Source organism: Pseudomonas sp. MMS21 TM103, assembly GCF_022132145.1.
In the GTDB taxonomy this organism is placed as follows: domain Bacteria; phylum Pseudomonadota; class Gammaproteobacteria; order Pseudomonadales; family Pseudomonadaceae; genus Aquipseudomonas.
In genome coordinates this window covers 329,756-354,556 of record NZ_JAJISP010000001.1, presented here as the reverse complement: position 1 = coordinate 354,556, position 24,801 = coordinate 329,756, and the positions used below count along the sequence as shown (strand labels likewise).

At 65.7% G+C, this 24,801-nt stretch carries 20 protein-coding genes; 11 read left to right on the top strand and 9 right to left on the bottom strand.

Features of this window, described 5'->3' with window-relative positions; genetic code table 11:
- Positions 1-69 precede the first annotated feature (69 nt).
- Complete coding sequence (locus LJY18_RS01680) at positions 70-1,284, top strand: hypothetical protein (protein WP_238039999.1); 1,215 nt, start codon at positions 70-72, stop codon at positions 1,282-1,284.
- 49 nt (positions 1,285-1,333) lie between these two features.
- On the opposite strand, the gene LJY18_RS01675 is transcribed toward LJY18_RS01680, so the two are convergent.
- Positions 1,334-2,917 (bottom strand): peptide chain release factor 3, encoded by a 1,584-nt coding sequence (locus tag LJY18_RS01675; protein WP_238039998.1) that lies wholly within the window; start codon positions 2,915-2,917, stop codon positions 1,334-1,336.
- A 436-nt stretch (positions 2,918-3,353) separates the two neighbouring features.
- Here LJY18_RS01675 and LJY18_RS01670 point away from each other — a divergent pair, with 436 nt between their 5' ends.
- The 7 genes from LJY18_RS01670 to LJY18_RS01640 all read left to right on the top strand — a co-directional run bounded on the left by LJY18_RS01670 (position 3,354) and on the right by LJY18_RS01640 (position 12,696).
- Positions 3,354-4,517, top strand: a complete 1,164-nt coding sequence (locus tag LJY18_RS01670; protein WP_238039997.1) for a type III PLP-dependent enzyme — start codon at positions 3,354-3,356, stop codon at positions 4,515-4,517.
- Positions 4,518-4,681: 164 nt separating this feature from the next.
- Complete coding sequence (locus LJY18_RS01665; RefSeq protein ID WP_238041095.1) at positions 4,682-6,901, top strand: TonB-dependent receptor; 2,220 nt, start codon at positions 4,682-4,684, stop codon at positions 6,899-6,901.
- Positions 6,902-6,967: 66 nt separating this feature from the next.
- Positions 6,968-7,651, top strand: a complete 684-nt coding sequence (locus LJY18_RS01660) for a Fe2+-dependent dioxygenase (protein ID WP_238039996.1) — start codon at positions 6,968-6,970, stop codon at positions 7,649-7,651.
- A gap of 51 nt (positions 7,652-7,702) precedes the next feature.
- Positions 7,703-10,228: a PepSY domain-containing protein gene (locus tag LJY18_RS01655; RefSeq protein WP_238039995.1), complete on the top strand. Its 2,526-nt coding sequence runs from the start codon at positions 7,703-7,705 to the stop codon at positions 10,226-10,228.
- 130 nt (positions 10,229-10,358) lie between these two features.
- Entirely contained in the window at positions 10,359-11,105 is a 747-nt protein-coding gene (locus LJY18_RS01650) for a 5-oxoprolinase subunit PxpA (protein ID WP_238039994.1), read from the top strand.
- Complete coding sequence (gene pxpB, locus LJY18_RS01645) at positions 11,102-11,779, top strand: 5-oxoprolinase subunit PxpB (RefSeq protein WP_238039993.1); 678 nt, start codon at positions 11,102-11,104, stop codon at positions 11,777-11,779. The genes LJY18_RS01650 and pxpB overlap by 4 nt, the downstream gene beginning before the upstream one ends.
- On the top strand, positions 11,776-12,696 hold the full coding sequence (locus tag LJY18_RS01640) for a biotin-dependent carboxyltransferase family protein (RefSeq protein WP_238039992.1): 921 nt from the start codon (positions 11,776-11,778) through the stop codon (positions 12,694-12,696). The genes pxpB and LJY18_RS01640 overlap by 4 nt, the downstream gene beginning before the upstream one ends.
- An 80-nt stretch (positions 12,697-12,776) precedes the next feature.
- Here LJY18_RS01640 and LJY18_RS01635 read toward each other — a convergent pair whose 3' ends face one another.
- The 7 genes from LJY18_RS01635 to LJY18_RS01605 form a co-directional block, all read right to left on the bottom strand.
- Positions 12,777-13,766 carry a peptide ABC transporter ATP-binding protein gene (locus LJY18_RS01635; RefSeq protein ID WP_238039991.1) on the bottom strand — a complete coding sequence of 330 codons (990 nt, stop codon included), beginning with the start codon at positions 13,764-13,766 and terminating at the stop codon, positions 12,777-12,779.
- Positions 13,766-14,734 carry an ABC transporter ATP-binding protein gene (locus tag LJY18_RS01630; RefSeq protein ID WP_238039990.1) on the bottom strand — a complete coding sequence of 323 codons (969 nt, stop codon included), beginning with the start codon at positions 14,732-14,734 and terminating at the stop codon, positions 13,766-13,768. Before LJY18_RS01630 ends, LJY18_RS01635 begins: the two co-directional genes overlap by 1 nt.
- 48 nt (positions 14,735-14,782) lie before the next feature.
- Positions 14,783-15,694 carry an ABC transporter permease subunit gene (locus tag LJY18_RS01625; RefSeq protein ID WP_238039989.1) on the bottom strand — a complete coding sequence of 304 codons (912 nt, stop codon included), beginning with the start codon at positions 15,692-15,694 and terminating at the stop codon, positions 14,783-14,785.
- Positions 15,695-15,706: 12 nt separating this feature from the next.
- Positions 15,707-16,717, bottom strand: a complete 1,011-nt coding sequence (locus LJY18_RS01620) for an ABC transporter permease subunit (protein WP_238039988.1) — start codon at positions 16,715-16,717, stop codon at positions 15,707-15,709.
- A 116-nt stretch (positions 16,718-16,833) separates the two neighbouring features.
- On the bottom strand, positions 16,834-18,435 hold the full coding sequence (locus LJY18_RS01615) for an ABC transporter substrate-binding protein (RefSeq protein WP_238039987.1): 1,602 nt from the start codon (positions 18,433-18,435) through the stop codon (positions 16,834-16,836).
- A 111-nt stretch (positions 18,436-18,546) separates the two neighbouring features.
- Positions 18,547-20,148 carry an ABC transporter substrate-binding protein gene (locus LJY18_RS01610; protein WP_238039986.1) on the bottom strand — a complete coding sequence of 534 codons (1,602 nt, stop codon included), beginning with the start codon at positions 20,146-20,148 and terminating at the stop codon, positions 18,547-18,549.
- 224 nt (positions 20,149-20,372) lie between these two features.
- On the bottom strand, positions 20,373-21,086 hold the full coding sequence (locus LJY18_RS01605) for an SIMPL domain-containing protein (protein ID WP_238039985.1): 714 nt from the start codon (positions 21,084-21,086) through the stop codon (positions 20,373-20,375).
- A 303-nt stretch (positions 21,087-21,389) separates the two neighbouring features.
- On the opposite strand from LJY18_RS01605, the gene LJY18_RS01600 reads away from it, so the two are divergent.
- The 3 genes from LJY18_RS01600 to LJY18_RS01590 all read left to right on the top strand — a co-directional run bounded on the left by LJY18_RS01600 (position 21,390) and on the right by LJY18_RS01590 (position 24,377).
- Positions 21,390-22,643 carry an ATP-binding protein gene (locus LJY18_RS01600; RefSeq protein ID WP_238039984.1) on the top strand — a complete coding sequence of 418 codons (1,254 nt, stop codon included), beginning with the start codon at positions 21,390-21,392 and terminating at the stop codon, positions 22,641-22,643.
- Positions 22,644-22,656: 13 nt separating this feature from the next.
- A complete protein-coding gene (locus tag LJY18_RS01595; protein ID WP_172143996.1) occupies positions 22,657-23,217 on the top strand; it encodes a response regulator transcription factor in 561 nt (186 codons plus the stop codon).
- A 218-nt stretch (positions 23,218-23,435) separates the two neighbouring features.
- On the top strand, positions 23,436-24,377 hold the full coding sequence (locus tag LJY18_RS01590; protein ID WP_238039983.1) for an AEC family transporter: 942 nt from the start codon (positions 23,436-23,438) through the stop codon (positions 24,375-24,377).
- 33 nt (positions 24,378-24,410) lie between these two features.
- Here LJY18_RS01590 and pcaC read toward each other — a convergent pair whose 3' ends face one another.
- Positions 24,411-24,788 (bottom strand): 4-carboxymuconolactone decarboxylase, encoded by a 378-nt coding sequence (pcaC, locus tag LJY18_RS01585; protein ID WP_238039982.1) that lies wholly within the window; start codon positions 24,786-24,788, stop codon positions 24,411-24,413.
- Positions 24,789-24,801: the final 13 nt, after the last annotated feature.

Sequence of the window (24,801 nt, the reverse complement as noted above, 5' to 3'; positions counted from 1 at the left end):
TCCGCTTGCCTTGCCGTGCCCCTGAACGGCAGGATTCGGCCCCTGAATTCGGGTGGATGGCAGGGCACGATGCTGAGCATCAATAATGGCGTACAGATTGGCGTGACCCTGTTGTTCGCCTGTCTGATGTTTCGGCCCAGGCTGCTAGCTGCGCCCATGTGGCGGGCGACGGTCACGCCGCTGGCCTCGATCATCGGCTCGGGCTTCCTGGTGGCCGGGCCGATCCTGGCGCATACCGTGGGCAACTGGGCCTGGCTGGCCATACTTGGCCTGTGTGCGCTGGGCTACTGGTTCGGTGCGTCCATTCGCTACAACATCACGTATGTCGAGCCGAGCCTGACTAATCAGCCACCGCGCTATCAGCTAGGTTTGGAGCGTCTCTCCGAGCTGGCCTTGTCGCTGGCCTATTTTGTCTCGGTGGCCTACTACCTCAATCTGTTCGCCGCCTTTGGCCTGCGTCTCGGCGAGGTACTCGACCCGTTCTGGATTCGCCTGGTGTCGACTGCGGTGATTGCCTCGATCGGCCTGCTCGGGGCGCTGCGCGGCCTCGCCGGACTGGAGCGCCTCGAAGTGCTGGTGGTCGCCCTGAAGCTGTCACTGATCGGCGGTCTGCTGGCGGTGTTGGCGCAGGTCAACCTGTCGGCGTTCACGGCGGGCGAGCTGGCCTGGGTAGGCCAGCAACATGTGCACGGTTGGCAGGCGCTGGAGATTCTCCTGGGGCTGGTGATTCTGGTACAGGGCTTCGAGACTTCACGCTACCTGGGCAGCAAATATGACCCGGCCACCCGGGTGCGCAGCATGCGTTGGTCACAATGGATTGCCACCGCGATCTACCTGGCGTTTCTGTTGCTGATTACCAGTCTGTTCACCGACGGCTTGCCACCCCAGGGTGGGGAAACCGCGATCATCGACCTGCTGCGGCCGCTGGGCACCGCCGTGGCGCCGCTACTGATCCTCACCGCACTGGCCTCGCAGCTGTCGGCGGCGGTAGCCGACATGAACGGCGCCGGCGGTTTGCTGGCCGGTGCTTCGGGCGGGCGGGTGCCGGTGCGCCTGGGCAACCTGATCACTGCGCTGGTGGCCATCGCCATCACCTGGACGGCGAATATCTACGAGATCATCACCTACGCCTCGAAGATGTTCGTCATCTACTACGCCCTGCAGGCCTTGCAGGCGGCGCTGGCCGCCCAGCATCGGGGGGACAGGTGGCGTGCCTGGGGCTTTGCCGCCGCGCTGTTGGTTGCTCTGGGGGTGATTGTGTTCGCCACGCCGGTCGCGGCCTAGCCCGGCCGTACCGGACACGGCGAGGGGTTGCCCCTCGCCGGTCATGCGCTTAGTGGTGTTCGCGGGTGGCGCGGAATTTTATATCCGGCCAGCGCTCTTCCATCAGCGCCAGGTTGACCCGGGTTGGCGCCAGGTAGGTGAGGTGGCCGCCGCCGTCGATGGCGAGGTTTTCCACCGCTTTGTTGGAAAACTCCTCGAGCTTCTTCTTGTCGCTGCACTCGATCCAGCGCGCCGACCAAACTGTGATTGGCTCGTAGCCACACTCGACCTTGTATTCACCCTTCAGGCGGCTGGCGACCACGTCGAACTGCAGCACGCCGACAGCACCGAGGATGATGTCGTTGCTGCGCTCGGGGAAGAACACCTGGGTGGCGCCTTCCTCGGCCAGCTGCTGCAGGCCCTGGCGCAGCTGCTTGGATTTCAGCGGATCCTTCAGGCGCACGCGGCGGAACAGCTCCGGGGCGAAGTGCGGGATGCCGGTGAAGCCCAGCGTCTCGCCCTCGGTGAAGGTGTCGCCGATCTGGATGGTGCCGTGGTTGTGCAGACCGATGATGTCGCCGGCGTAGGCCTCGACGAGCATTTCGCGCTCGCTGGAGAAAAACGTCAGGGCATCGCCGATGCGCACATCCTTGCCGGTGCGCACATGGCGCATCTTCATGCCCTGGCTGTACTTGCCCGAGCAGATGCGCATGAAGGCAATCCGGTCGCGGTGCTTGGGGTCCATGTTCGCTTGGATCTTGAACACGAAGCCGCTGAATTTCTCTTCGGCGGGTTCGACGGTGCGCTCGTTGGCGACCCGCGGCAGCGGCTTGGGCGCCCAGTCGACCACCGCGTCGAGGACGTGGTCAACGCCGAAGTTGCCCAGCGCGGTGCCGAAGAACACCGGGGTCAGCTGGCCGTTGAGGAACTCGTCCTGGTCGAACTCGTGGCAGGCGCCCTGGACCAGTTCCAGCTGGTCGACAAAGCGCTGGTACTCGTCGCCGAGGTGGGCGCGGGCTTCGTCGGAGTCCAGGTGCTGGATGATCTTGGTCTCGGTGCGCTCGTGGCCGTGGCCTGGGGTGTAGACGATGATGTAGTCGTCGGCCAGGTGGTAGACACCCTTGAAGTCGCGGTAGCAACCGATCGGCCAGGTGATGGGCGCGGCCTTGATTTTCAGCACCGCCTCGATTTCGTCGAGCAGCTCGATCGGGTCGCGGATGTCGCGGTCGAGTTTGTTGACGAAGCTGACGATCGGGGTGTCGCGCAGGCGGCACACGTCCATCAGGGCGATGGTGCGCGGCTCCACACCCTTACCACCGTCGAGCACCATCAGCGCCGAATCCACGGCGGTCAGGGTGCGGTAGGTGTCTTCCGAGAAGTCTTCGTGGCCGGGGGTGTCGAGCAGGTTGATCATGTGCTCGCGGTAGGGGAACTGCATCACCGAGGTGGTGATGGAGATGCCGCGCTGCTTTTCCATCTCCATCCAGTCGCTGGTCGCGTGGCGGTCGGACTTGCGCGACTTCACCGTGCCGGCGATGGCGATCGCCTTGCCCATCAGCAGGAGTTTCTCGGTAATCGTGGTTTTACCGGCGTCCGGGTGGGAGATGATGGCGAATGTGCGCCTTTTGGCGACTTCGGCGGCCTGGTTGCTCATGCTGGGGGAACCCGTCGACTGATAGTCTGTCTGTCAAAAAAGGCGTCGATTATAACGGTAAACGGCCCTCAGCGCGGAGACCTGTAGTCAGAGCGGGAAACATGCAATTTGCCGGGCGTTGTGCAGCATTTCACGACGCCTTGTTTTGAATCCGCAACGACCCATGAGTCAGCCGAAAAAACCGGGTGGGAATACGACAATTTTTGATTGATCTAAGCTGTCCATGGTCCTAAAGTTCGCGCCCGAACGTCCATGCTGGCAACGATCCATCCGGCTCAAGTACTGACGACGAGAGATCGATTTCGATACTCGGCGACATGCCTTGGGAAGTAGGCGAACCAAAGTGGGGAAACTGATCAGGCGTTCGCGGCCTTGCTATTAGTTGGCAAGGCCCCCCTAATTACCTTTGTGTGTTTTGCCATTTGGAGTCCCGCGCATGCCGATTCAGGTCGAAGATTATTACCCCCGAGAAACCTTCCAGAAAATGAAGGCCTTCGCCGATCAACACGAAACCCCGTTCGTGGTGATCGATACCAAAATCATCGATCAGGCCTACGACGACCTGCGCGCTGGTTTCGAATTCGCCAAGGTCTACTACGCGGTGAAGGCCAACCCGGCGGTCGAGATCATCAACCTGCTCAAGGACAAAGGCTCAAGCTTCGATATCGCCTCGATCTACGAGCTGGATCGGGTCATGAGCTGTGGTGTCGGCCCGGAGCGCATCAGCTACGGCAACACCATCAAGAAAGCCAAGGACATCCGCCTGTTCTTCGAGAAGGGGGTGCGCATGTTCGCCACCGACTCGGAAGCCGACCTGCGCAACATCGCCAAGGCCGCGCCGGGCTCGAAAATCTATGTGCGCATCCTCACCGAGGGTTCGACCACGGCTGACTGGCCCCTGTCGCGCAAGTTCGGCTGCCAGACCGACATGGCCATGGACCTGCTGATCCTCGCCCGCCAACTGGGCCTGGTGCCCTACGGCGTATCCTTCCACGTCGGCTCGCAGCAGCGCGATATTTCCGTATGGGACGCGGCCATTGCCAAGGTCAAGGTGATCTTCGAGCGTCTCAAGGAAGAAGACGGCATCGAGTTGAAGATGATCAACATGGGCGGCGGCTTCCCGGCCAATTACATCACCCGCACCAACAGCCTGGAAACCTACGCCGAGGAAATCATCCGCTTCCTCAAGGACGATTTCGGCGATGACCTGCCGGAAATCATCCTCGAGCCGGGCCGCTCGTTGATCGCCAACGCCGGCATTCTGGTCAGCGAAGTGGTGCTGGTCGCGCGCAAGTCGCGTACCGCAGTCGAGCGCTGGGTGTACACCGACGTCGGCTTGTTCAGCGGCTTGATCGAAACCATGGGCGAGGCCATCAAGTTTCCCATCTACACCGAGAAGAAAGGCGAGATGGAAGAAGTGGTCATCGCCGGGCCGACCTGCGACAGCGCCGACATCATGTACGAGAACTACAAGTACGGCCTGCCGCTCAATCTGGCGAGTGGCGACCGCCTCTACTGGCTGTCCACCGGGGCCTACACCACCAGCTACAGCGCGGTGGAGTTCAACGGCTTCCCGCCGCTGAAGGCCTACTACCTGTAAGCATCGCGTTCCCACAAAAACCCGCCCTCTGGCGGGTTTTTGCATTTTGGCTTCCCAGCAGAGAGAGCAGGTGAAAAGTCTGATAAAGATGAAAACTATTCTTGATTGAGATCATTTATCGAATAGAATCTCGCCCAATCTAACTGGGAGTAATTCTCATGAGCATGTGTGACAAAAGAACCCTCGCCGGCCTACCGCAACGCCGCCTGCTGGCGTCGGCGATCGGCCTGGTCGTGGCGTCCTGGGCCGGCGGCAGCCTGGCGGCGCAGAGCGCCGAGCGCGATCCGCTCGAGCTCGGCAGCGTCACGGTCAAGGGCCAGCAGGAGGAGGGTTACAAGGTCGACCAGGCGTCTTCGCCCAAGTACAGCGCGCCGCTGCTCGACACCCCGCAGACCATCACGGTGATCCCCGAGGCGATGATCCAGGAGCAGAACGCCCTGAGCCTGCGCCAGGTGCTGTCCAACGTGTCCGGCATCACCTTCGCCGCCGGCGAAGGCGGGGGCGGCCTGGGTGACAGCATCAATATCCGCGGCTTCAGCGGTAACAGCAGCATTCAGATCGACGGCCTGCGCGACGCCGCCCAGACCAGCCGCTCCGACACCTTCAATCTGGAGTCGGTGGAGGTGATCAAGGGGCCGAACTCGGTATACGGCGGCGCCGGCACCACCGGCGGCAGCATCAACCTGGTCAGCAAGACGCCCCAGGCCCGCGCCTTCAATCACGCCAGCATCGGCGTCGGCACCGACCACTACCAGCGCCTGACTGCCGACATCAACCAGCCGCTGGACGCCCTGGAGGGTGCCGGCGCGGTCTTCCGCCTGAACCTGATGGGCCATCAGAACGATGTGGCAGAGCGCGATCAGATCGACCAGGAACGCTGGGGCATCGCGCCCTCGCTGACCTTCGGCATAGGCACCCCGACCCAGCTCACCCTCAGCTACTTCCGCCAGTCCGACCAGGACCTGCCGGACTACGGCCTGCCGGCCCGCGACGGCAAGGTGCTGGCGGGCGTCGACCGCGACAACTACTACGGCTTCCGCAACATCGACAGCGAAGAGACCGACACCGAGACCTTCACCGTCAAGTTCGACCATGCGTTCAACGACCAGTTGAGCCTGCAGAACCTGACCCGCTATTCGGAAGTCGAGCGCCTCACCGTGGTCTCCGCCGCGCACGTCAACACCAACGGCCTGGCCGCCGGTCAGTATGTGCCGGCCGGGCCCCAGGGCTATGGCCGCGACTACAGCACCAAGCTGGCGATCAACCAGACCAACCTGACCTGGCGCTTCAACACCGGCGGCCTGGCCCACACCCTGGTCAGCGGTGCGGAAGTCTCCCGCGAGCGCTACGAGCGCACCAACCTGACCTACGGCCTGGACTTCACTGGCCAGGTGTTCGACCTGGACAACCCGCCGGGCTACTACGCCGGCACCACCAACAAGCGCGACACCGCCAGGACCAGCGCCGACCTGGACGGCCGGGCGCTCTACCTGATGGACCGCATCGAGCTCAGCGAGCACTGGGAGGTCAACGGCAGCCTGCGCTACGACCACATCGAGGGCACGGCCAGGAGCGCCACCATCGCCAGCGGCGTTACCGGTCCCTACACCAGGTTCGCCAGCACCGACGAGGCACTCAGCAGCCGCCTCGGCCTGGTCTACAAGCCGGTGCGCAACGGCAGCATCTACCTGGCCTGGGGCAACTCCTTCAACCCCTCGGCGGAAGATCTGGTATCCCGTGGCGCCGGCCTCAGTGCCAGCACCGAGAACCTCGACCCGGAAGAGAACGAGACCTGGGAGTTGGGCACCAAGTGGGAGCTGTTCGACCAGCGCCTGGCGCTCAACGCCGCGCTGTTCCGGGTGACCAAGAGCAACGGGCGGATCGACAGCAACGACCCGCTGGCCGACCCGGTGGTGCTCGACGGCAAGCAGCGGGTCGACGGCTTCGAGCTGGGCGCCTCGGGCAAGCTGACCGAGCAGTGGCAGCTGTTCAGCAATTTCACCTACCTCGACAGCGAGATCATCAAGTCCGACACCCCGGCCGAGGAAGGCCAGGCGCTGGCCAACACGCCGCCGCGCTCGTTCAGCCTGTGGACCACTTACGACCTGCCGGCCGGCGTGCAGCTCGGCTACGGCGCGCAGTACGTCAGCCAGCGCAACGTCTCGGTGGCCAGTACCACCAAGGTGCCGGACTACTGGGTGCACAGCGCCATGCTCGGCTATCGGGTCAGCCCGCAGCTGGACCTGCAGCTGAACGTGCGCAACCTGTTCAACGAGGAGTTCTACGACCGCGTGCGCAGCAATACCGGTTCGGCCACCCGATCCTCCGCGCTGGTGCCGGGTGAGGGGCGCACGGCGATCCTCGCCGCCAACTTCTCTTTCTAAGCCACAGCCATAGAGCCGGGGCCCCGTCGCAGGACGGGGCCTTGGCGTACTCGGAGATCGCCAATCATGATGGTGCGCATTCCCCAGGTCCTCAGCCCGGCGCAGGTGGCCGAGTGTCGTCAGCTGCTGCAGCAGGCGCAGTGGGTCGACGGCAAGGAGACCGCCGGCTTCCAGTCGGCGATGGCCAAGGACAACCTGCAGTTGCCCCAGGACAGCCCCGAGGCCAGGGCCATGGGCGAGCTGATCCTCGCCGCACTGGAGCGCAACCCGCTGTTCATCGCCGCGGCGTTGCCGAGCAAGGTGTTCCCGCCGCTGTTCAACTGCTACCAGGGCGGCCAGTCGTTCGGCCTGCACGTCGACAACGCGGTGCGCGAGGACCGCGCCAGCGGCCTGAAGGTGCGCACCGACCTGTCGGCCACGCTGTTCTTCACCAACCCCGACGAATACGACGGCGGCGAACTGCTGGTCGAGGACACCTACGGCGCCCACAGCGTCAAGCTGCCGGCCGGCGACCTGATCCTCTATCCCGCCACCAGCCTGCACCGGGTCAATCCGGTCACCCGCGGCGCGCGGGTCTGTTCGTTCTTCTGGCTGCAGAGCATGGTCCGCGACGACGGCCAGCGCAGCCTGCTGTTCGACCTGGACAGCAGCATCCAGCAACTCAACCGCGAACTGGGCGCGGGGCATGCCAGCAGCGTGCAGCTGACCGGGGTGTACCACAACCTGCTGCGGCGCTGGGCTGATCTCTGACGCTGCGCGCTCCCGTGCCTCTGGTGCCGACATTCCTGCAAGGTGAATCCCGTGGTGAAGAAAATCCTGTTCCAGTTGCACTGGTTGCTCGGCATCAGTGCCGGCCTGGTGCTGGCCCTGATGGGCGTGACCGGCGCCGCCTATTCGTTCCAGGACGAACTGCTGCGCGCGCTCAATCCCGAGGTGCTGCAGGTGGCGGTGAGCGACGCGGTCGTGCTGCCACCGGCCGAGCTGGTGCCACGTCTGGAGGCGGCCAGCGGCCAGCGGGTGGTCGGCCTGTGGCTGCAGCCGGGCAGCGACCAGGCCGCGCGGGTGGCCTTCGCCCCGGCACCCGGCGAACGCCGCGGGCCCATGCGCTATTTCGACCCCTACCGCGCCGAGCTGCTCGCCGAGCCAAGCGGGCAGGGCTTCTTCGACCTGATGCTGCGGCTGCATCGCTTCCTCGCACTAGGCGAGTACGGCAAGCAGGTCACCGCCGCCTGCACCCTGGCGCTGCTGTTCTTCTGCCTGTCCGGCCTGTACCTGCGCTGGCCACGCCAGGCCCTGAACTGGCGAGTCTGGCTCACCTTCGACTGGGCCAAGCGCGGCCGTGCCTTCAACTGGGACCTGCATGCGGTGGCCGGCACCTGGTGCCTGGCGTTCTACCTGTGCGCCGCGCTGACCGGGCTGTACTGGTCCTACGACTGGTACCGCGAAGGCCTGACCCGCTTGCTCAGTGACGAGCCGGCCGGGCAGCAGCGCGGCCGTCGGGGGCCGTCGCCGGCTGGCGGCGAGCCGCCGGAGGTCAACTATCAGGCTCTCTGGGCCGGCATACAGGGCAGCACTGGCGCCCGGCTCAGCGCCTATAATCTGCGCCTGCCGCTGGCGGCCGGGCAACCGGCGAGCGTGTTCTACCTGCTCGACGATGCCCCACATTCGCGCGCGTTCAACCAGCTCCAGCTCGACCCGCTGAGCGGCGAGGTCAAGCGCCACCAGCGCTATGCCGACCAGCCCTTCGGCGCGCAGCTGCTGAGCAGCATCTATGCCCTGCATGTCGGCAGCTACTTCGGCCTGCCCGGGCGTCTGCTGATGCTGCTGGCCAGCCTGGCCATGCCGCTGTTCGCCATCACCGGTTGGCTGCTCTACCTCGAGCGCCGGCGCAACCAGCGGGCGCTGCGCGCGACCCGTGGCGCCCTGGTCTCGACTCCGAGCGGCGCCGGCGCCTGGCTGATCGGCTTCGCCAGCCAGAGCGGTTTCGCCGAGCGCCTGGCCTGGCAGACCGCCGGGCAACTGCAGGCGGCCGGCCTGGCGGTCGAGGTGCAGCCGCTGGCCCGGCTCGACGAACAGAGGCTGCGCCAGGCGCAGCACGCGCTGTTCGTGCTCAGCACCTGCGGCGATGGCGAGGCGCCGGACAGTGCCCGTGGATTCGAGCGCAAGCTGCTCGGCCAAGCCCTGGCGCTGCCACACCTGCGCTACGCCATGCTCGCCCTCGGCGACCGTCAGTACGCGCAGTTCTGCGGATTCGCCCTGCGCGTGCAGGACTGGTTGGCCCGTCAGGGCGCCCGCAGCCTGTTCGCCCCGGTGCAGGTGGATGCCGGCGACGCCAGCGCGCTGGCCAGGTGGCAGCGCCAGCTCGGCGAGTTGACCGGCGCGCAGCCGCTCGGCAACCCTGCGCCGCCTTTTGCCCGCTGGACGCTGGGTCGGCGCGAGCGGCTCAATCCGGGCAGTCAGGGGGCGCCGACCTACCTGCTGGGCCTCAATCCCAGCCAGCCGGTCGACTGGTGCGCCGGCGATATCCTCGAAGTGCTGCCCCGTCAGGCCGAGAGCCGGGTACAGGCCTGGTTGCGGGCCCATGGCCTGGAGGGTAGCGAGTCGGTCAGCCTCGACGGCAGGCCTCAACCCTTGCGTCAGGCGCTGCTGGGCAAGCAGCTGCCGGACAGTGTCGCTCAGCTGGTCGGCCTGTCTGCCCAGGCCCTGTCGGATACCCTGGTGCCACTGGCGGCGCGCGATTACTCGATCGCTTCCTTGCCCAGCGACGGCGTGCTGGAGCTGATAGTGCGCCAGCAGCGGCAGGTCGACGGCAGCCTTGGCCTCGGCTCCGGCTGGCTGACCGAGCATGCACCGCTGCACGGCCAGTTGCTGGCGCGAGTGCGGCGCAACAGCGGCTTCCATGCGCCAGCGGATGACCGGCCGTTGATCCTGATCGGCAATGGCAGCGGCCTGGCCGGGTTGCGCAGCCTGCTCAAGGCGCGTGTTGCCTCCGGTTACAGGCGCAACTGGCTGCTGTTCGGCGAGCGCAACGCCGCCCATGACTCCTATTGCCAGGGCGAACTGCAGGGCTGGCTGGCCAGCGGCGAGCTGGCGCGCCTGGACCTGGCCTTCTCCCGTGACCAGGCAGAGAAGCTCTATGTGCAGGATCGCCTGGGCGAAGCCGCCGACCTGCTGCGCGCCTGGCTGGCCGCGGGTGCGGCTGTGTATGTGTGTGGCAGCCGGGTAGGGATGGCGGCAGGGGTGGACGCGGTGCTGCATGACGTACTGGGCGCGGCCGGGGTCCGCGAACTGACGGAGCAGGGCCGCTATCGCCGCGATCTGTACTGAAAGGCTGTGAAAAAACGCCTGCCCACTGCGCTCGACGCCTGGCGCCCAGCGCGACCTTAGGTTGCTTTTACCCGCTCCGAGCGCACTGCCGGGCTTCACGCCACGGCGATGCGGCTCTAAGCTGGTAACTATGAACAGACGAATCCTGCTGAACTGCGACATGGGCGAGAGTTTCGGCGCCTGGACCATGGGCGACGACCTGCTGGCCATGCCCCTGATCGACCAGGCCAACCTGGCCTGCGGCTTCCACGCCGCCGACCCGCTGACCATGCAGCGCACCGTCACCCTGGCGATGCGGCACGGGGTCAGCATTGGCGCCCATCCGTCCTATCCCGACCTGCCCGGCTTCGGCCGCCGGCATCTGGCCTGCTCGCCGGAAGAAGTCACCGCGCTGGTGCTCTATCAGATCGGCGCGCTGGATGCCTTCTGCCGCGCCGCCGGCACCCAGGTAGCCTACGTCAAACCCCATGGCGCGCTGTACAACGACCTGGTGCGCGACGATGCCCTGCTCGCGGCGGTACTGGATGCCTGCGCCAGCTACCGCAAGGGCTTGCCGCTGATGGTCCTGGCGCTGGTCGACAACCGTCGCGAGCTGGAGTTTGCCGATGCCGCCGACGTGCCGCTGGTCTTCGAGGCATTCGCCGACCGTGCCTACCTGGCCGACGGCCAGTTGGCGCCCCGGCGGCTGGCCGATGCGCTGCACCGCGATCCGCAGCGGATTCTCGATCAGGGCCTGGCCATCGCCCAGGGTGAAGCCTTTGCCGATATCGACGGCAAACCGCTGCAACTCTGTGCCGACAGCCTCTGTGTGCATGGCGACAATGCCGAGTCGTTGGCCGTGCTGCGGCGCTTGCGGGCGCTGCTGGACGCCACATGATGCGCCTCGAACCGGCCGGCGCCGAAGCACTCCTGCTGGTGCTGGCCGAGGAGCCCGACCCGCAGTTGCCGTTGCGCATCGCCCTGCTGGCCGAGCGCATCCGTGACGAACTGGGTCCGCTGCTACGTGATCTGGAGCCAAGCTGGACCAGCTTGCTGCTGCACTACGACCTGACCCGTACCGATCACCTGCAACTGACCGCACGCCTGACGCCTTTGCTGCAGCGCTGGCTCGCCGAGCCCCTGCCGGCCGAGCCGGGGCGCCTGCACGAAATTCCGATCTGGTATGCCGGTGCCGACCTGGCCGAGGTGGCGCGTCTGTGCCGGCTGAGCGTGGCACAGGTGATCGAACTGCACAGCGCCACCGAGTACCGTGTCGGCGCCATCGGTTTCGCCCCGGGCTTCGCCTACCTGGGCGACCTGCATGAGCGCCTGGCCCTGCCGCGCCGCAGCACGCCGCGCACCCTGGTGCCAGCCGGCAGCCTGGCCATCGCCGAACGGCAGACCGCGGTCTATCCCCAGGCCTCGCCCGGCGGCTGGCACCTGCTCGGCCTGTGTCCCTGGCGGCTGTTCGATGTCCGGCGCGAGCCGCCGTGCCCGCTGGTAGTGGGCGATCGGGTGCGTTTCGTGGCAGTCGACGAGCAGACCTTCCGCGCCGAGGGCGGGCCATTATGAGCGGCCTGCGGATACTCAAACCGGGCCCGCTGAGCCTGTTGCAGGACGCCGGTCGGCACGGCTGGCAGCACCTCGGCGTATCGCCGGCCGGGCCGCTGGATCTGCATGCCGCCGCTTGGGCCAATCGCCTGCTGGACAATCCCTGGGGCACCCCGCTGCTGGAGATCGCCCTGGGTCATCTGGAGCTGGAGAGCGAGCTGGATACCTGGCTGGCGCTGACCGGCGCGCAGGTCGCGGCGACGCTCGACGGTGCGCCGCTGCCCCCCTGGTCGCGCTTCCCGCTCAGGGCCGGGCAGCGCCTGCGCCTGGGCTTTGCCCGCAGCGGCCAGCGCGCCTACCTGGCGGTGGCCGGCGGCTTTGCTGCGCCGCCTCTGCTGGGCAGCGTCAGCACCCAACTGCGTGAAGGGCTGGGCGGCTTGCGGGGCAAGGGCGAGCCGTTGCGCGCCGGCGATCTGCTGTCCTGCCAACCGGCCAGCTTGGCGCGCGGCGCCAGCGTGCCCTGGCCGTATCAGCCGGATTACCGGGCACCGGCTCACTTGCGGGTGATCAGCGGCGGCGATGCGCCGCGCTTCGCACCCGAGCAGTTGCAGGCCTTCTTCAGCCAGGACTGGCAGCTCAGCCCGCAGTCCGATCGCATGGGCGCACGCCTGCTCGGCGAGGCCCTGCGCGCACCGAGCCGGCAGTGGTCACAAGGCGTCGGCCGCGGGGCGATCCAGCTGCCGCCCGACGGTCAACCGATCATCCTGCAGGCCGACCACCAGACCATGGGCGGCTACCCCATCCTCGGCTGGCTGCATCCGCTCGACCAGGCGCGCCTGGCCCAGTGCCCGCCGCACCACCAGCTGCGCTTCCGCCCGGTCGAGATTGGCGAGGCCCAGGCCGAGGTGCGTGAGTTCTATCGGTTCTTTGGCCGCTGATCTGGGTTCAGCCGCGACCTATACCCTTCGAGCGTTTTTCGCGGGCATGGCCCGCTCCTACAAGGGGAGTCAGGCTCCTTTCAGCCGTTGATCGTCTCCGCGTGATGGCAGGCCACCTGCCGGGCATCGAGCAGGCGCAACTGCGGTTGCTCGACGCCGCAGCGCTCGGTCGCATAGGGGCAGCGCTGGTGGAAGGCGCAGCCACTGGGGGGCGCCAGCGGGTTGGGCAGTTCGCCGACGATCTTGATCTTCGGCTTGCTCGGGTCCGGGTGGATGGTCGGCGTGGCGGAGAGCAGCGCCTGGGTGTAGGGGTGCAGCGGGCGGGCATAGATGAGCTCCTGCGGGCCCATCTCGACCGGCCGGCCGAGGTACATCACCAGCACGTCGTCGGCGACATGGCGCACCACCGAGAGGTTGTGCGAGATGAACACGTAGGCGGTGTCGAACTGTTCCTGCAGGTCCATGAACAGGTTGAGTACCTGGGCCTGGATCGACACGTCCAGCGCCGAGGTCGGTTCGTCCGCCACCAGCACCTTGGGGTTGAGCATCATGGCCCGGGCCAGGGCCACGCGCTGGCGCTGACCGCCGGAGAACATGTGCGGGTAGCGCTGGTAGTGCTCGGGGCGCAGGCCGACCTGCTGCATCATCGCCTGCACCTTGTCGCGGCGTTCGAGGCGCGCCAGCGAGGTATTGATCAGCAGCGGCTCGGCCAGCTGGTCGCCGATCTTCTGCCGCGGGTTGAGCGAGGCGTAGGGGTTCTGAAAGACCATCTGCACGTCGCGACGCAGTTGCTTGCGCTGGGCCTTGTTGGCGCCGCTGACTTCCTGGCCGGCGATCTGCAGCGAGCCGGATGAGGGCTCCTCGATCAGGGTCAGGGCACGGGCCAGGGTCGACTTGCCACAGCCGGATTCGCCGACCACGGCCAGGGTCTTGCCGGCCTGCAGCTCGAAGGACACGCCATTGAGCGCCTGCACCGTGGCGTGGCCCTTGAACAGGCCGCGGGATACCGCGTAGTGGCGGGTCAACTCGCGCGCGCTGAGCACGCTGCTGTTGCGCGGGGCGTCAGTCATCAGGTGACCTCCTGATTGAGCGGATAGAAGCAGCGCACCGCGCCGTGGATCTGGGGGGCCAGCGTCGGCCGCTGCGCCTGGCAGTTGCTTTGCACGTAGGGGCAGCGTGGTGCGAGCAGGCAGCCCTGGGGGCGGTCGAAGCGTCCGGGGACGATGCCGGGCAGGGTGGCCAGGCGTCGGGCGCCCAGGCTGTGTTCGGGGATCGCCGCGAGCAGCGCCTCGGTATAGGGGTGGCTGGGCGCGTCGAACAGCTGCGGCACCCGGCCTATCTCCACCGCCTGGCCGGCGTACATCACGCAGACGCGCTGGGCGGTTTCGGCGACCACGGCGAGGTCGTGGGTGATCAGCACCAGGCCCATGTCCTGCTCGCGTTGCAGGTCGAGCAGCAGCGCCATGATCTGTGCCTGGATGGTCACGTCCAGCGCGGTGGTCGGTTCGTCGGCGATCAGCAGCTTGGGCTCGGCGGCAATCGCCATGGCGATCGCCACGCGCTGGCTCATGCCACCGGAAAGCTGATGGGGGTAGGCGCCGAGGCGGCTTTCGGCGGCGGGAATCTCGACCCGTTCGAGCAGTTGCAGGGCGCGCTGGCGGGCGGCCTTGGCGGAGAGGTTGAGGTGCTGGCGGAGCACTTCCTCGATCTGGAAGCCCACGGTGAAGCTGGGGTTGAGCGAGGTCATCGGGTCCTGAAAGATCATCGCCAGGTCCTTGCCGACGATGTGCCGCCGCTGGCGCCCCTTGAGCCTGAGCATGTCGGTGCCGTCGAATTGCAGGCTGTCGGCGTGGACGATGCCGGGGGCATCGATCAGGCCCATCAGCGCCATCATGGTCACCGATTTGCCCGAGCCGGACTCGCCGACGATGGCCAGCACCTCGCCCTTGTCCACCGAGAGGTCGAGGCCATCGACCACCGGCACGGCGTTGGCGTCGCCGAAGCGCACGCTGAGGTTCTTGATGTCGAGCAGGCTCATGGGCGCGGCTCCGATCCTGCAAAAGCTGTCATGTTCATTTGGATGTCCTCACTGGGCATTCTTCAGCTTCGGGTCGAGCGCATCGCGCAGGCCGTCGCCCATCAGGTTGATCGCCAGCACGCTGAGCAGGATGGTCAGGCCGGGCAGGGTGACCACCCACCAGGCGCGCTCGATATAGTCGCGGGCCGAGGCCAGCATGGTGCCCCACTCCGGCGTCGGCGGTTGTACGCCTAGGCCGAGGAAGCCCAGGGCGGCGGCGTCGAGAATCGCCGAGGAAAAGCTCAGGGTGGCCTGCACGATCAGCGGCGCCATGCAGTTGGGCAGCACACTGACGAACATCAAGCGCGGCAGGCTGGCGCCGGCCAGGCGCGCGGCGGTGACGTAATCGCGGTTCAGCTCGCCCATCACGGCGGCGCGGGTCAGGCGCACGTAGGAGGGCAGCGAGACGATGGCGATGGCGAAGATGGTATTGATCAGCCCCGGGCCAAGGATGGCGACGATGGCCACCGCCAGCAGCAAGGACGGCAGCGCCAGCATGATGTCCATCAGGCGCATGATCGCGGGGCCAAGCAGGCGCGGGAAGAAGCCGGCGGTGAGGCCCAGCAGGATGCCGGGGATCAGCGACAGCACGACCGAGGCCAGGCCGATCAGCAGCGACAGGCGGGCACCGTGCATCAGTCGCGAGAGCAGGTCGCGGCCCAGCTCGTCGGTGCCCAGGAGAAACTGCAGTTGGCCGCCGGCGAGCCAGGCTGGCGGGGTCAGCATGAAGTCGCGGTACTGCTCGCTGGGATCGAACGGCGCCACCCAGGGGGCAAACAGCGCGCAAAACACCAGTAGGCACATGAACAGCATTCCGGCTACTGCGCCCTTGTTGTGGGCGAAGGCCTGCCAGAACTCCTTGAGCGGCGAGGGGTAGAGCAGGGCCGGGTCGAGGGCCTGGGTATCGGTCGAAGCGGTCATGATCAGGCCTCCTTAGCGCTGGTGACGGATGCGTGGATTGGCCAGGCCGTAGAGGATGTCCACGACGAAGTTGACCAGGATGACCAGGCAGGCGATCAGCAGGATGCCGTTCTGCACCACCGGGTAGTCGCGGGCGCCGATCGATTCGATCAGCCATTTGCCAATGCCCGGCCAGGAAAAAATGGTTTCGGTCAGCACCGCGCCAGCGAGCAGGGCGCCGACCTGCAGGCCGAACACCGTGAGTACCGGAATCAGCGCGTTGCGCAAGCCGTGGACGAACACCACCCGTGCGGGTGACAGGCCCTTGGCGCGGGCGGTGCGCACATAGTCCTCACCCAGCACTTCGAGCATCGCCGAGCGGGTCATGCGGGCGATCACCGCCAGGGGAATGGTGCCCAGCACGATGGCCGGCAGGATCAGGTGATGCAGGGCATCGACGAAGGCGCCTTCTTCACCGCTGAGCAGGCTGTCGATCAGCATGAAGCCGGTCACCGGCGGGATGTCGTAAAGCAGGTCGATACGCCCGGACACCGGGGTCCAGCCCAGCCACACCGAGAAGAACATGATCAGCAGCAGGCCCCACCAGAAGATCGGCATGGAGTAGCCGGCCAGGGAGATGCCCATCACCCCGTGATCGAACAGCGAGCCGCGTTTCAGGGCGGCCACCACCCCGGCGATCAGGCCCAGGCTACCGGCGAACAGCAGGGCGGCGAGGGCCAGTTCCAGGGTCGCGGGGAACAGGGTGAGGAACTCGCTCCAGACACTGGTGCGGGTGCGCAGCGATTCGCCAAGATCGCCCTGAGCCAGTTGGCCGATGTAGTCGATGTACTGGGCGTACAGCGGCTTGTTCAGGCCTAGGCGTTCCATGGCTTCGGCGTGCATGACCGGGTCGACCCGGCGTTCACCCATCATCACTTCCACCGGGTCGCCGGGGATCATGCGAATCAGGGCGAAGGTCAGCAAGGTGATGCCGAAAAAGGTGGGGATCAGTAGCCCCAGGCGGCGAGCGATAAAGGACAACATGGGCTATCAGCACTCCAACGGTTGGATCGGTGCGCCGGGCTGCGTGGCCCGGCGCTGTTGTGGTGGGGCGGCATTCGGCAATGACGGCGAAGGCAGTTCAGTAAGCGCGGGATTGCTCATGGTCGTTGCACCCGGGCGAAGTTGTTCGAGCCCATGGGGCTGAGGACGAATCCCCGGACGTCCTTGCGCAGGACGCTGAACTGCTTGGGGTGGGCCAGGACGATCCAGGGCGCCTGCTCGTGGAAGATCGTCAGGGCCTGGCGATACAGCGCGGCCCGTTGCGCCTGTTCATGCACCTGGCGGGCCTGGCTGATCAGTGCCTCGAATTGCTGGTCGCACCAGCCGGCCTGGTTCTCGCCGGACTCGGCGGCGGCGCAGGACAGGTTGGGGGTGAGGAAGTTGTCCGGGTCGCCGTTGTCGCCGGCCCAGCCCATGAACACCAGGTCGTGTTCGCCATGCTTGGCCCGCTTGATCAGCTCACCCCACTCGAACACGCGGATATCGGCCTGGATGCCGATGGCGGCGAGATCGGCCTGGAGCATCTGCGCGCCGATGCCCGGGTTGGGGTTGGTCGGGCCGCCGCCGGGGCGGGTCCAGATCGACAGCTTGAAGCCGGCGCCGAGGCCGGCCTCGCGCAGCAACTGTTTGGCCCGCGCGACATCATGGGGCCAGCCAGTAAGGCCCGGGTCGTGGCCCCAGAGCGTCGCCGGGTAGGGCGCCACGGCCGGGCTGGCGCCGCCCTCGCCGTATTGCGCGCGCAGGTAGGCGCTCTTGTCGAAGGCCAGGTTGAGTGCCTGACGTACGCGCACATCGTCCAGCGGTGGGTGACGGGTATTGATGCCGATATAGGCGGTGAGCAGCGAGTCCAGCTCCAGCACCTGCAGTTCGGGGTCGGCCTTCAGTGCCGGAATGTCCACCGGCCGCGGGTACAGGGCGATCTGGCAGTCGCCAGCCTTGAGCCTCTGCTGGCGCACATTGGGCTCGGGGGTGATGGCGAAGATCAGCCGCTCGAGTGCCGGCGCGCCATTCCAGTACTGCGGGTTGCCGCGAAAGCGCACCTGGGCGTCCTTGGCATAGCGCTCGAAGATGAAGGGGCCGGTCCCGACCGGCAGGCGGTTGAGCTGTTCGCTCTTGCCCTGGGCGAGTAGCTGTCCGGCGTACTCGGCCGAATAGATGGACGCGAAGCCCATGGCCAGGTCGGCCAGGAAGGGCGCTTCGGGGTGTTTGAGGACAACGCGCAGGCTATGTTCGTCGAGCTTGTCGATGCGTTCGATCAGCTGCGCCATGCCCATGGCTTCGGCATAGGGGAAACCGCGCACGGACAGCTGGTGCCAGGGATGCTGTGGGTCGAGCTGGCGTTGCAAGCTCCAGAGCACGTCGTCGGCATTCAACTCGCGGCTCGGGGTGAACCAGGCGGTGCGGTGAAATTTCACCCCCCGGCGCAGGTGAAAGGTGTAGTTCAGACCATCGGCGGAGATGTCCCAGCGTTCGGCCAGGCCGGGGATCAGCGCGGTGCTGCCCGGCGCGAAATCGACCAGGCGCTCGAGCACGGTTTCCGCCACGGCATCGGCGGTGGTTGCCGCGGTGTACTGGACGATGTCGAAGCCTTCCGGGCTGGCCTCGGTACAGACCACCAGGCTGTCGCTGGCGGCATAGGCCTGGCTGGCAGTGGCAAGGGCGCCACAGAGCAGCAGGCGAAGAAACAGGGGGATCGGCATCTTCGGTGTTCCCAAACTACGACGGTGCGAATCAGGCGTCACGGGATAGGTCACGCCTGGCACGAAACCCGGGCCGGTGGATAACCGGCCCGGGGGATCACGCTGGGCGGGTTACTCGCTGACACTCACCCCATAGAAGGCGTTGAGCGCGAAGGGGCTGATCCTGAAGTCCTTTACGCTCTTGCGCATCGGTTGATACACGGTGGAGTGAGCGATCGGGGTGATCGGCACTTCGTTCTTGAGAATCACCTGGGCCTGCTTGTACAGCTTGGTGCGCTCGGCCACGTCGGTGGTGCGCTTGGCCGCCTTGATCAGCTTGTCGTAATCGGCATCGCACCATTTGGAGAAGTTGTTGCCGTCCACCGCATCGCAGCCGTACAGGGTGCCCAGCCAGTTGTCCGGGTCGCCGTTGTCGCCGCTCCAGCCGATCAGCATGGCATCGTGTTCGCCGGCCTTGGTGCGCTTGAGGTACTCGCCCCATTCGTAGCTGACGATCTTCACCTTGAGGCCGATCTTGCCCCAGTCGGCCTGGAGCATCTCGGCCATCAGTTTGGCGTTGGGGTTGTACGGGCGCTGCACCGGCATGGCCCACAGGGTGATCTCGGTACCTTCCTTGACCCCGGCTTCCTTGAGCAGTTGCTTGGCTTTTTCCGGGTCGTAGGGGGCGTCCTTGATGCTGTCGTTATACGACCACTGGGTCGGCGGCATACCGTTGACCGCCAGTTGGCCGGCGCTCTGGTACACCGCGTCGATGATCGCCTGCTTGTTCACCGCCATGTCCAGGGCCTGGCGCACGGCGAGCTGGTCGAACGGTTTGTGCCTGACGTTGTAGGCGATATAGCCATCGTTGAAGCCCGGTTGCGAGGGCATCTGGATGTTCGGGTCTTGTCGCAGCGCGTCGAGATCGGCCGGGCGCGGGAACAGGGTGACGTGGCATTCGCCGGCCCTGAGCTTCTGCATGCGCACCGAGGCGTCGGTGTTGATGGCGAAGATCAGGTTGTCGATCTTGACGTCATCCGGGTTCCAGTAGTCCTTGTTGCCCTTGAAGCGGATCTGCGAGTCTTTCTGGTAACGGCTGAACACGAAGGGGCCGGTGCCGATTGGCTTTTGGTTGATATCGGCGGCCTTGCCGGCCTTAAGCAACTGCCCGGCGTATTCGGCCGAGTGGATCGAGGCGAAGCTCATCGCCAGATTCTGGATAAAGGCGGCGTCCACCTCGTTGAGGGTGAACTTGACCGTCATGTCGTCGAGCTTTTCCAGCTTGGCGATATTGGCGTCCATGCCCATGTCGGTGAAGTAGGGGAATTCGCTGGGGTAGGCCTTGCGGAACGGATGCTCCTTGTCGAGCATGCGCTGAAAGGTAAACAGCACGTCGTCGGCATTGAAGGTGCGGCTCGGCGTGAAGTACGCGGTGCTGTGGAACTTGACGTCGGGACGCAGGTGGAAGATGTAGCTCAGGCCATCTGCGGCGATGTCCCATTTTTCCGCGAGACCGGGGATGACCGCAGTACCGCCGCGTTCGAACTGGGTCAGGCGATTGAACATGGTTTCCGCGGAGGCATCGAAGTCGGTACCGGTGGTGTACAGCCCCGGGTCGAACCCGGCCGGGCTGCCTTCGGAACAGAACACCAGGTTGCTCGCGGCTTGAGCCAGCGGGGTGCCGGCAATCAGCCCAGCAATGACAAAAGCCTGGATGAAGGCGTTTTTACGCATAGTGACCTCATTGATTATTGTGGTTGTTCGCGTGAGGGGACTCTTGTGGAGACCTTGGCTGAAGCTATGCAGGGCATGTGCCGCAGGCAAGGGACGTAACGCATTTAGCGTAGCAACTGCGGGAGAGTTGTACGTGGTTGTCGCATCTAAGTAATTGGCTGGCGATAACATGGCAAAGCGCCGCTATCTTCCGATAGCGGCGCTGCATGCTTGCAAGGCGTGGTTCAGGGCATCTGCACTTCGATCACGCCGTCGGCATTGATTGTCACCTGGGTGGTGCCGGCTTCGATTTCCGGTGTCACGGCGGCATCCATCATGGTCGCGCCTTTCATCGCGTTCATGCGCATGGGCATCGGCGGTTGAAAGCCGCCGCTGCTCAGGTTCAGGTTGACCAGTTTGTAGCCGCTGCCGCCCAGGGCTTCGGTGGCCAGTTGCGCGCGGGCCTTGAAGGCTGCGACGGCCTCCTTGAGCAGGGCATCCTCATGGGTTTTGCGCGTGGCACTGGCAATGCTGAAGTCCATTCCGCCCATCTTCAGGTCTTGCAGCATCTCCCCTGTAAGCTTGGACAGGACGCTGAAGTCGGCGCTTTCCAGGCGCAATTCAGCACGCTCGCGCCAGGCCGTGATCTGTTGGCCCTTGTCATCGTAGACCGGATAACTGCGGCGGCCGCCCATGGCCACCCTGACGCCCTTGGCCTTGCGCGCCTGGGCGATGCTGGCGTTGAGGGTCTTGCTGATCTGCGCCGCCAGGGCAGCCGGGTCGCTGCCCTGCGCTTCGCTGTAGAGGGTGACGTGCATCAGGTCGTGGGCTATTTCCTGATTGACCTCGGCGCGCAGGGAGATCTGGTTGTAGCGGACCTCTTCGGCGTGGGCCGCAAGGCTGAGCAATCCGGCGGCGCTGATGACCAGGGCACTGGCAAGACGGGACAATGACTGCATGACGTTTCCTTGTGCGTGATGGGGCCCCTTAGTGTGCGGGGTGTTGCTAAGGGTAGACGTAGCGATTCGACTGTTCGGGTTAAATCCGGTTCATTGTTTGGCCCGGGCCGTCACCTTGCGATGCGTTGCTGTGGGGCGGGTGGTTTGCCTGGATGACGGTTGTTGCCGGGCTGAAACGGATCGCCGTCCGCCCCGCCCTGGTAGCTGACGGCGGTCTTGGCTGCGGCCAGTTGTCGCAGCGGGCCAGGCGGAGCCTTGGTTATACTCGGCCAGCTCGGCACACGAGACCTTTTTGGAGAGCCCATGCTCGCACCCGTACAGTTGCTGTCGGCCAGCCGGCAAAATCTCTGGCGCCTGACCCTGATCCGGATCCTGGTACTGGCCGCCCAGGCGGGCTCGGTGGGCCTGGCCTACAACTCCGGGCTGCTGCCGTTGCCCTGGCAGCAGCTGAGCATCACCCTGGGTGTCTCGCTGGTGTTGTGCTTGCTGACCGCCTTGCGCCTGCGCGGGCCCTGGCCGGTCACCGAGCTGGAATATGCGGTGCAGCTGGGGTGCGACCTGATCATCCACAGCGTGCTGCTGTATTACTCGGGCGGCTCGACCAACCCCTTTGTCTCCTACTACCTGGTGCCGCTGACGATCGCTGCGGCGACCTTGCCCTGGCTGTTCACCATCACCCTGTCGGGCCTGGCACTGGCCGGCTACACGTTGCTGCTGGTGTGGTCGCACCCGCTTGAATTGCCGCCAGGTCCGCGCGAAAGCCTGTTGATCTATGGCATGTGGCTGAGTTTCGCCCTGGCCGCGGGACTGATTACCTTCTTCGTCGCCAAGATGGCCGAGGAGCTGCGTGATCAGGAGGAGCTGCGCGCCGAGCGCCGTGAGGAAGGCTTGCGTGACCAGCAGTTGCTCGCGGTCGCCACCCAGGCCGCCGGTGCGGCCCATGAGCTGGGAACGCCGCTGGCGACCATGAGCGTCTTGATCAAGGAGCTGCGCCGCGAGCATCAGGATCCGCTGTTGCAGGAAGATCTGGCGGTGCTGCAGGAACAGGTCAAGCTGTGCAAGGAAACCCTCCAGCACCTGGTGCGCGCCGCCGAAGCGGACCGGCGTCAGGCGGTGGTCGAGCAGTCCGCGGTGGAGTGGCTGGAAACCGCCCTCAATCGCTGGCACCTGATGCGCCCGGAGGCCAGCTACCGCTATCAGTGCCTGGGGCTGGGCACGCCGCCACGCCTGATGCCGCCGGCGGACCTGACCCAGGCGCTGCTCAACCTGTTGAACAACGCGGCCGACGCCTGCCCGGACAAGCTGGACATTCGCCTCGACTGGGATCACCAGTGGCTGCGCCTGAGCATTCGCGATTTCGGTGCCGGGGTGCCTCTGGTCATTGCCGAGCAGATTGGTCGGCCGTTTTTCACCACCAAGGGCAAGGGGTTCGGCCTGGGTCTGTTTCTCAGTCAGGCCAGCGTCACCCGTGCCGGCGGCACGGTAAAGCTGTATAACCACGAAGAGGGCGGCACGCTCACCGAGCTCAAGTTGCCGCGCGCCTATGGCCGAGCCTGAGGAAGTATTGAACATGAGTGACGAAGTCCTATTCGAAGGCGAAGAGCAGCCCCACCTGCTGTTGGTCGACGATGACCCGACTTTTACCCGGGTGATGGCGCGAGCCATGAGCCGTCGCGGCCTGCGTGTGTCGACCGCCGGTTCCGCCGAGGAAGGCCTGGCCCTGGCCGAGCAGGATCTGCCGGATTACGCGGTGCTCGATTTGAAGATGGAAGGCGACTCCGGCCTGGTACTGCTGCCCAAGCTGCTGGAACTGGATGCGGAGATGCGCGTGGTGATCCTCACCGGCTACTCGAGCATCGCCACCGCGGTGGAGGCGATCAAGCGCGGCGCCTGCAACTACCTGTGCAAGCCGGCCGATGCCGACGATGTGCTGGCCGCGCTGCTGACCCAGCACGCCGACCTGGATACCCTGGTGCCGGAAAATCCGATGTCGGTGGACCGCCTGCAGTGGGAACATATCCAGCGCGTGCTCAGCGAGCACGAAGGCAATATCTCCGCCACTGCCCGCGCCCTCGGCATGCACCGGCGCACCTTGCAGCGCAAATTGCAAAAGCGGCCGGTCAAGCGCTGAGAGGCCGTGAGAAAACACCGCTTACCACTGCGCGACGCGCCGACTTGCCACGAACGCCTGGCTGCGGCCTGGTAACCGCGCTCGATTTTGACAAGCGCGGAGGCCTGGTTTGCCCAACGCTGAGCCCGGACTCATGCCGAAGTGGATAGTCTCAGGTTGCCCTAGCTCTTCTGTTGCTATGATTAGCCCCCTAAGTAAATCGTCTGCCAGGGGCTGTCATGCTCGTCGTCGTTCAGCAAACCCTCGCCATCACTGCGCCGGTCTTTTCCATGCTGTTTCTCGGGGTAGGGCTCAAGCGCCTGGGCTGGATCGACGATGCCTTTATCAATACCGCGTCGTCGCTGGTGTTTCGCGGCACCCTGCCGGCGTTGCTGTTTCTCGGCATCGTCAAGGCGGACCTGAGCACGGCGCTGCAGCCGGCGCTGCTCGGCTACTTCGTGCTGGCAACCCTGATGTGTTTCCTGATCGCCTGGGGCTGGGCGATCTGGCGCTGGCCGCAGGTGGATCGGGGGATCTACACCCAGGGTGCGTTTCGCGGCAACAACGGCATCGTCGGTCTGGCGCTGGCCACCAGCCTGTACGGCGATTACGGCCTGTCGGTCGGGGCGGTATTGGGCGGGGTGGTGATCCTTTGCTACAACACCCTGTCGGCCATGGTCCTGGCGATCTACAGCCCGCACGTCAAGTCCGGGCCCTGGGCCATCGGCAAGAGCATCCTCGGTAATCCGCTGATCATCGGTGTGCTGGCGGCGATACCGATCGCCTACTGGCGGCTGCCGCTACCGGATTGGCTGATGATCTCGACCCAGTACTTCGCGCAGATGACCCTGCCGCTGGCATTGATCTGCATCGGGGGCACCCTGACGCTGGCCTCGTTGCGCAACAGCAGCGGCATTGCCATCAGTTCAAGCCTGATGAAGATGGTCTGGCTGCCGTTGTTGGCCACCCTGGGCGCCTGGCTCTGCGGCTTTCGCGGCGCCGACCTGGGCATCCTCTTCCTCTATTTTGCCAGCCCCACCGCCGCGGCCAGCTTCGTCATGGCGCGGGCGGTGAATGGCAACCATCAGCTGGCGGCGGCGATCATCGTGATCACCACCCTGGCCGGGGTGGTGACGATCAACCTCGGCCTGTTCCTGCTGCAGTGGCTCGGCTGGGTCTAGGCCGGCAATGCCGGGCGGCGTCCGGCTAGTCGGTCAGGGCTGCTGGTGCGCCTCGATCACTTCCTGCGCCGCGCGGAAGGCGTCGATGGCCGCCGGCACCCCGGCGTAGACCGCACAGTGCAGCAGCGCCTCGCGGATTTCCTCGACCGTGCAGCCGTTGTTCAGGGCGCCACGCACGTGGCCCTTGAGTTCCTGCGGGCACCTCAGCGCAGTCAGCGCCGCCAGGGTGATCAGGCTGCGGGTCTTGCGGTCCAACCCCTCGCGGGTCCAGACGCCGCCCCAGGCGTGTTCGTTGACGAAATCCTGCAGGGGTTGGGTGAACGCGGTGGCATTGCCCAGGGCGCGATCGACGAAGGCGTCGCCCATGACCTCGCGGCGTGCCTGCAGGCCCTTGTCGTAGTTATCGCTCATATGCAGCTCCAGG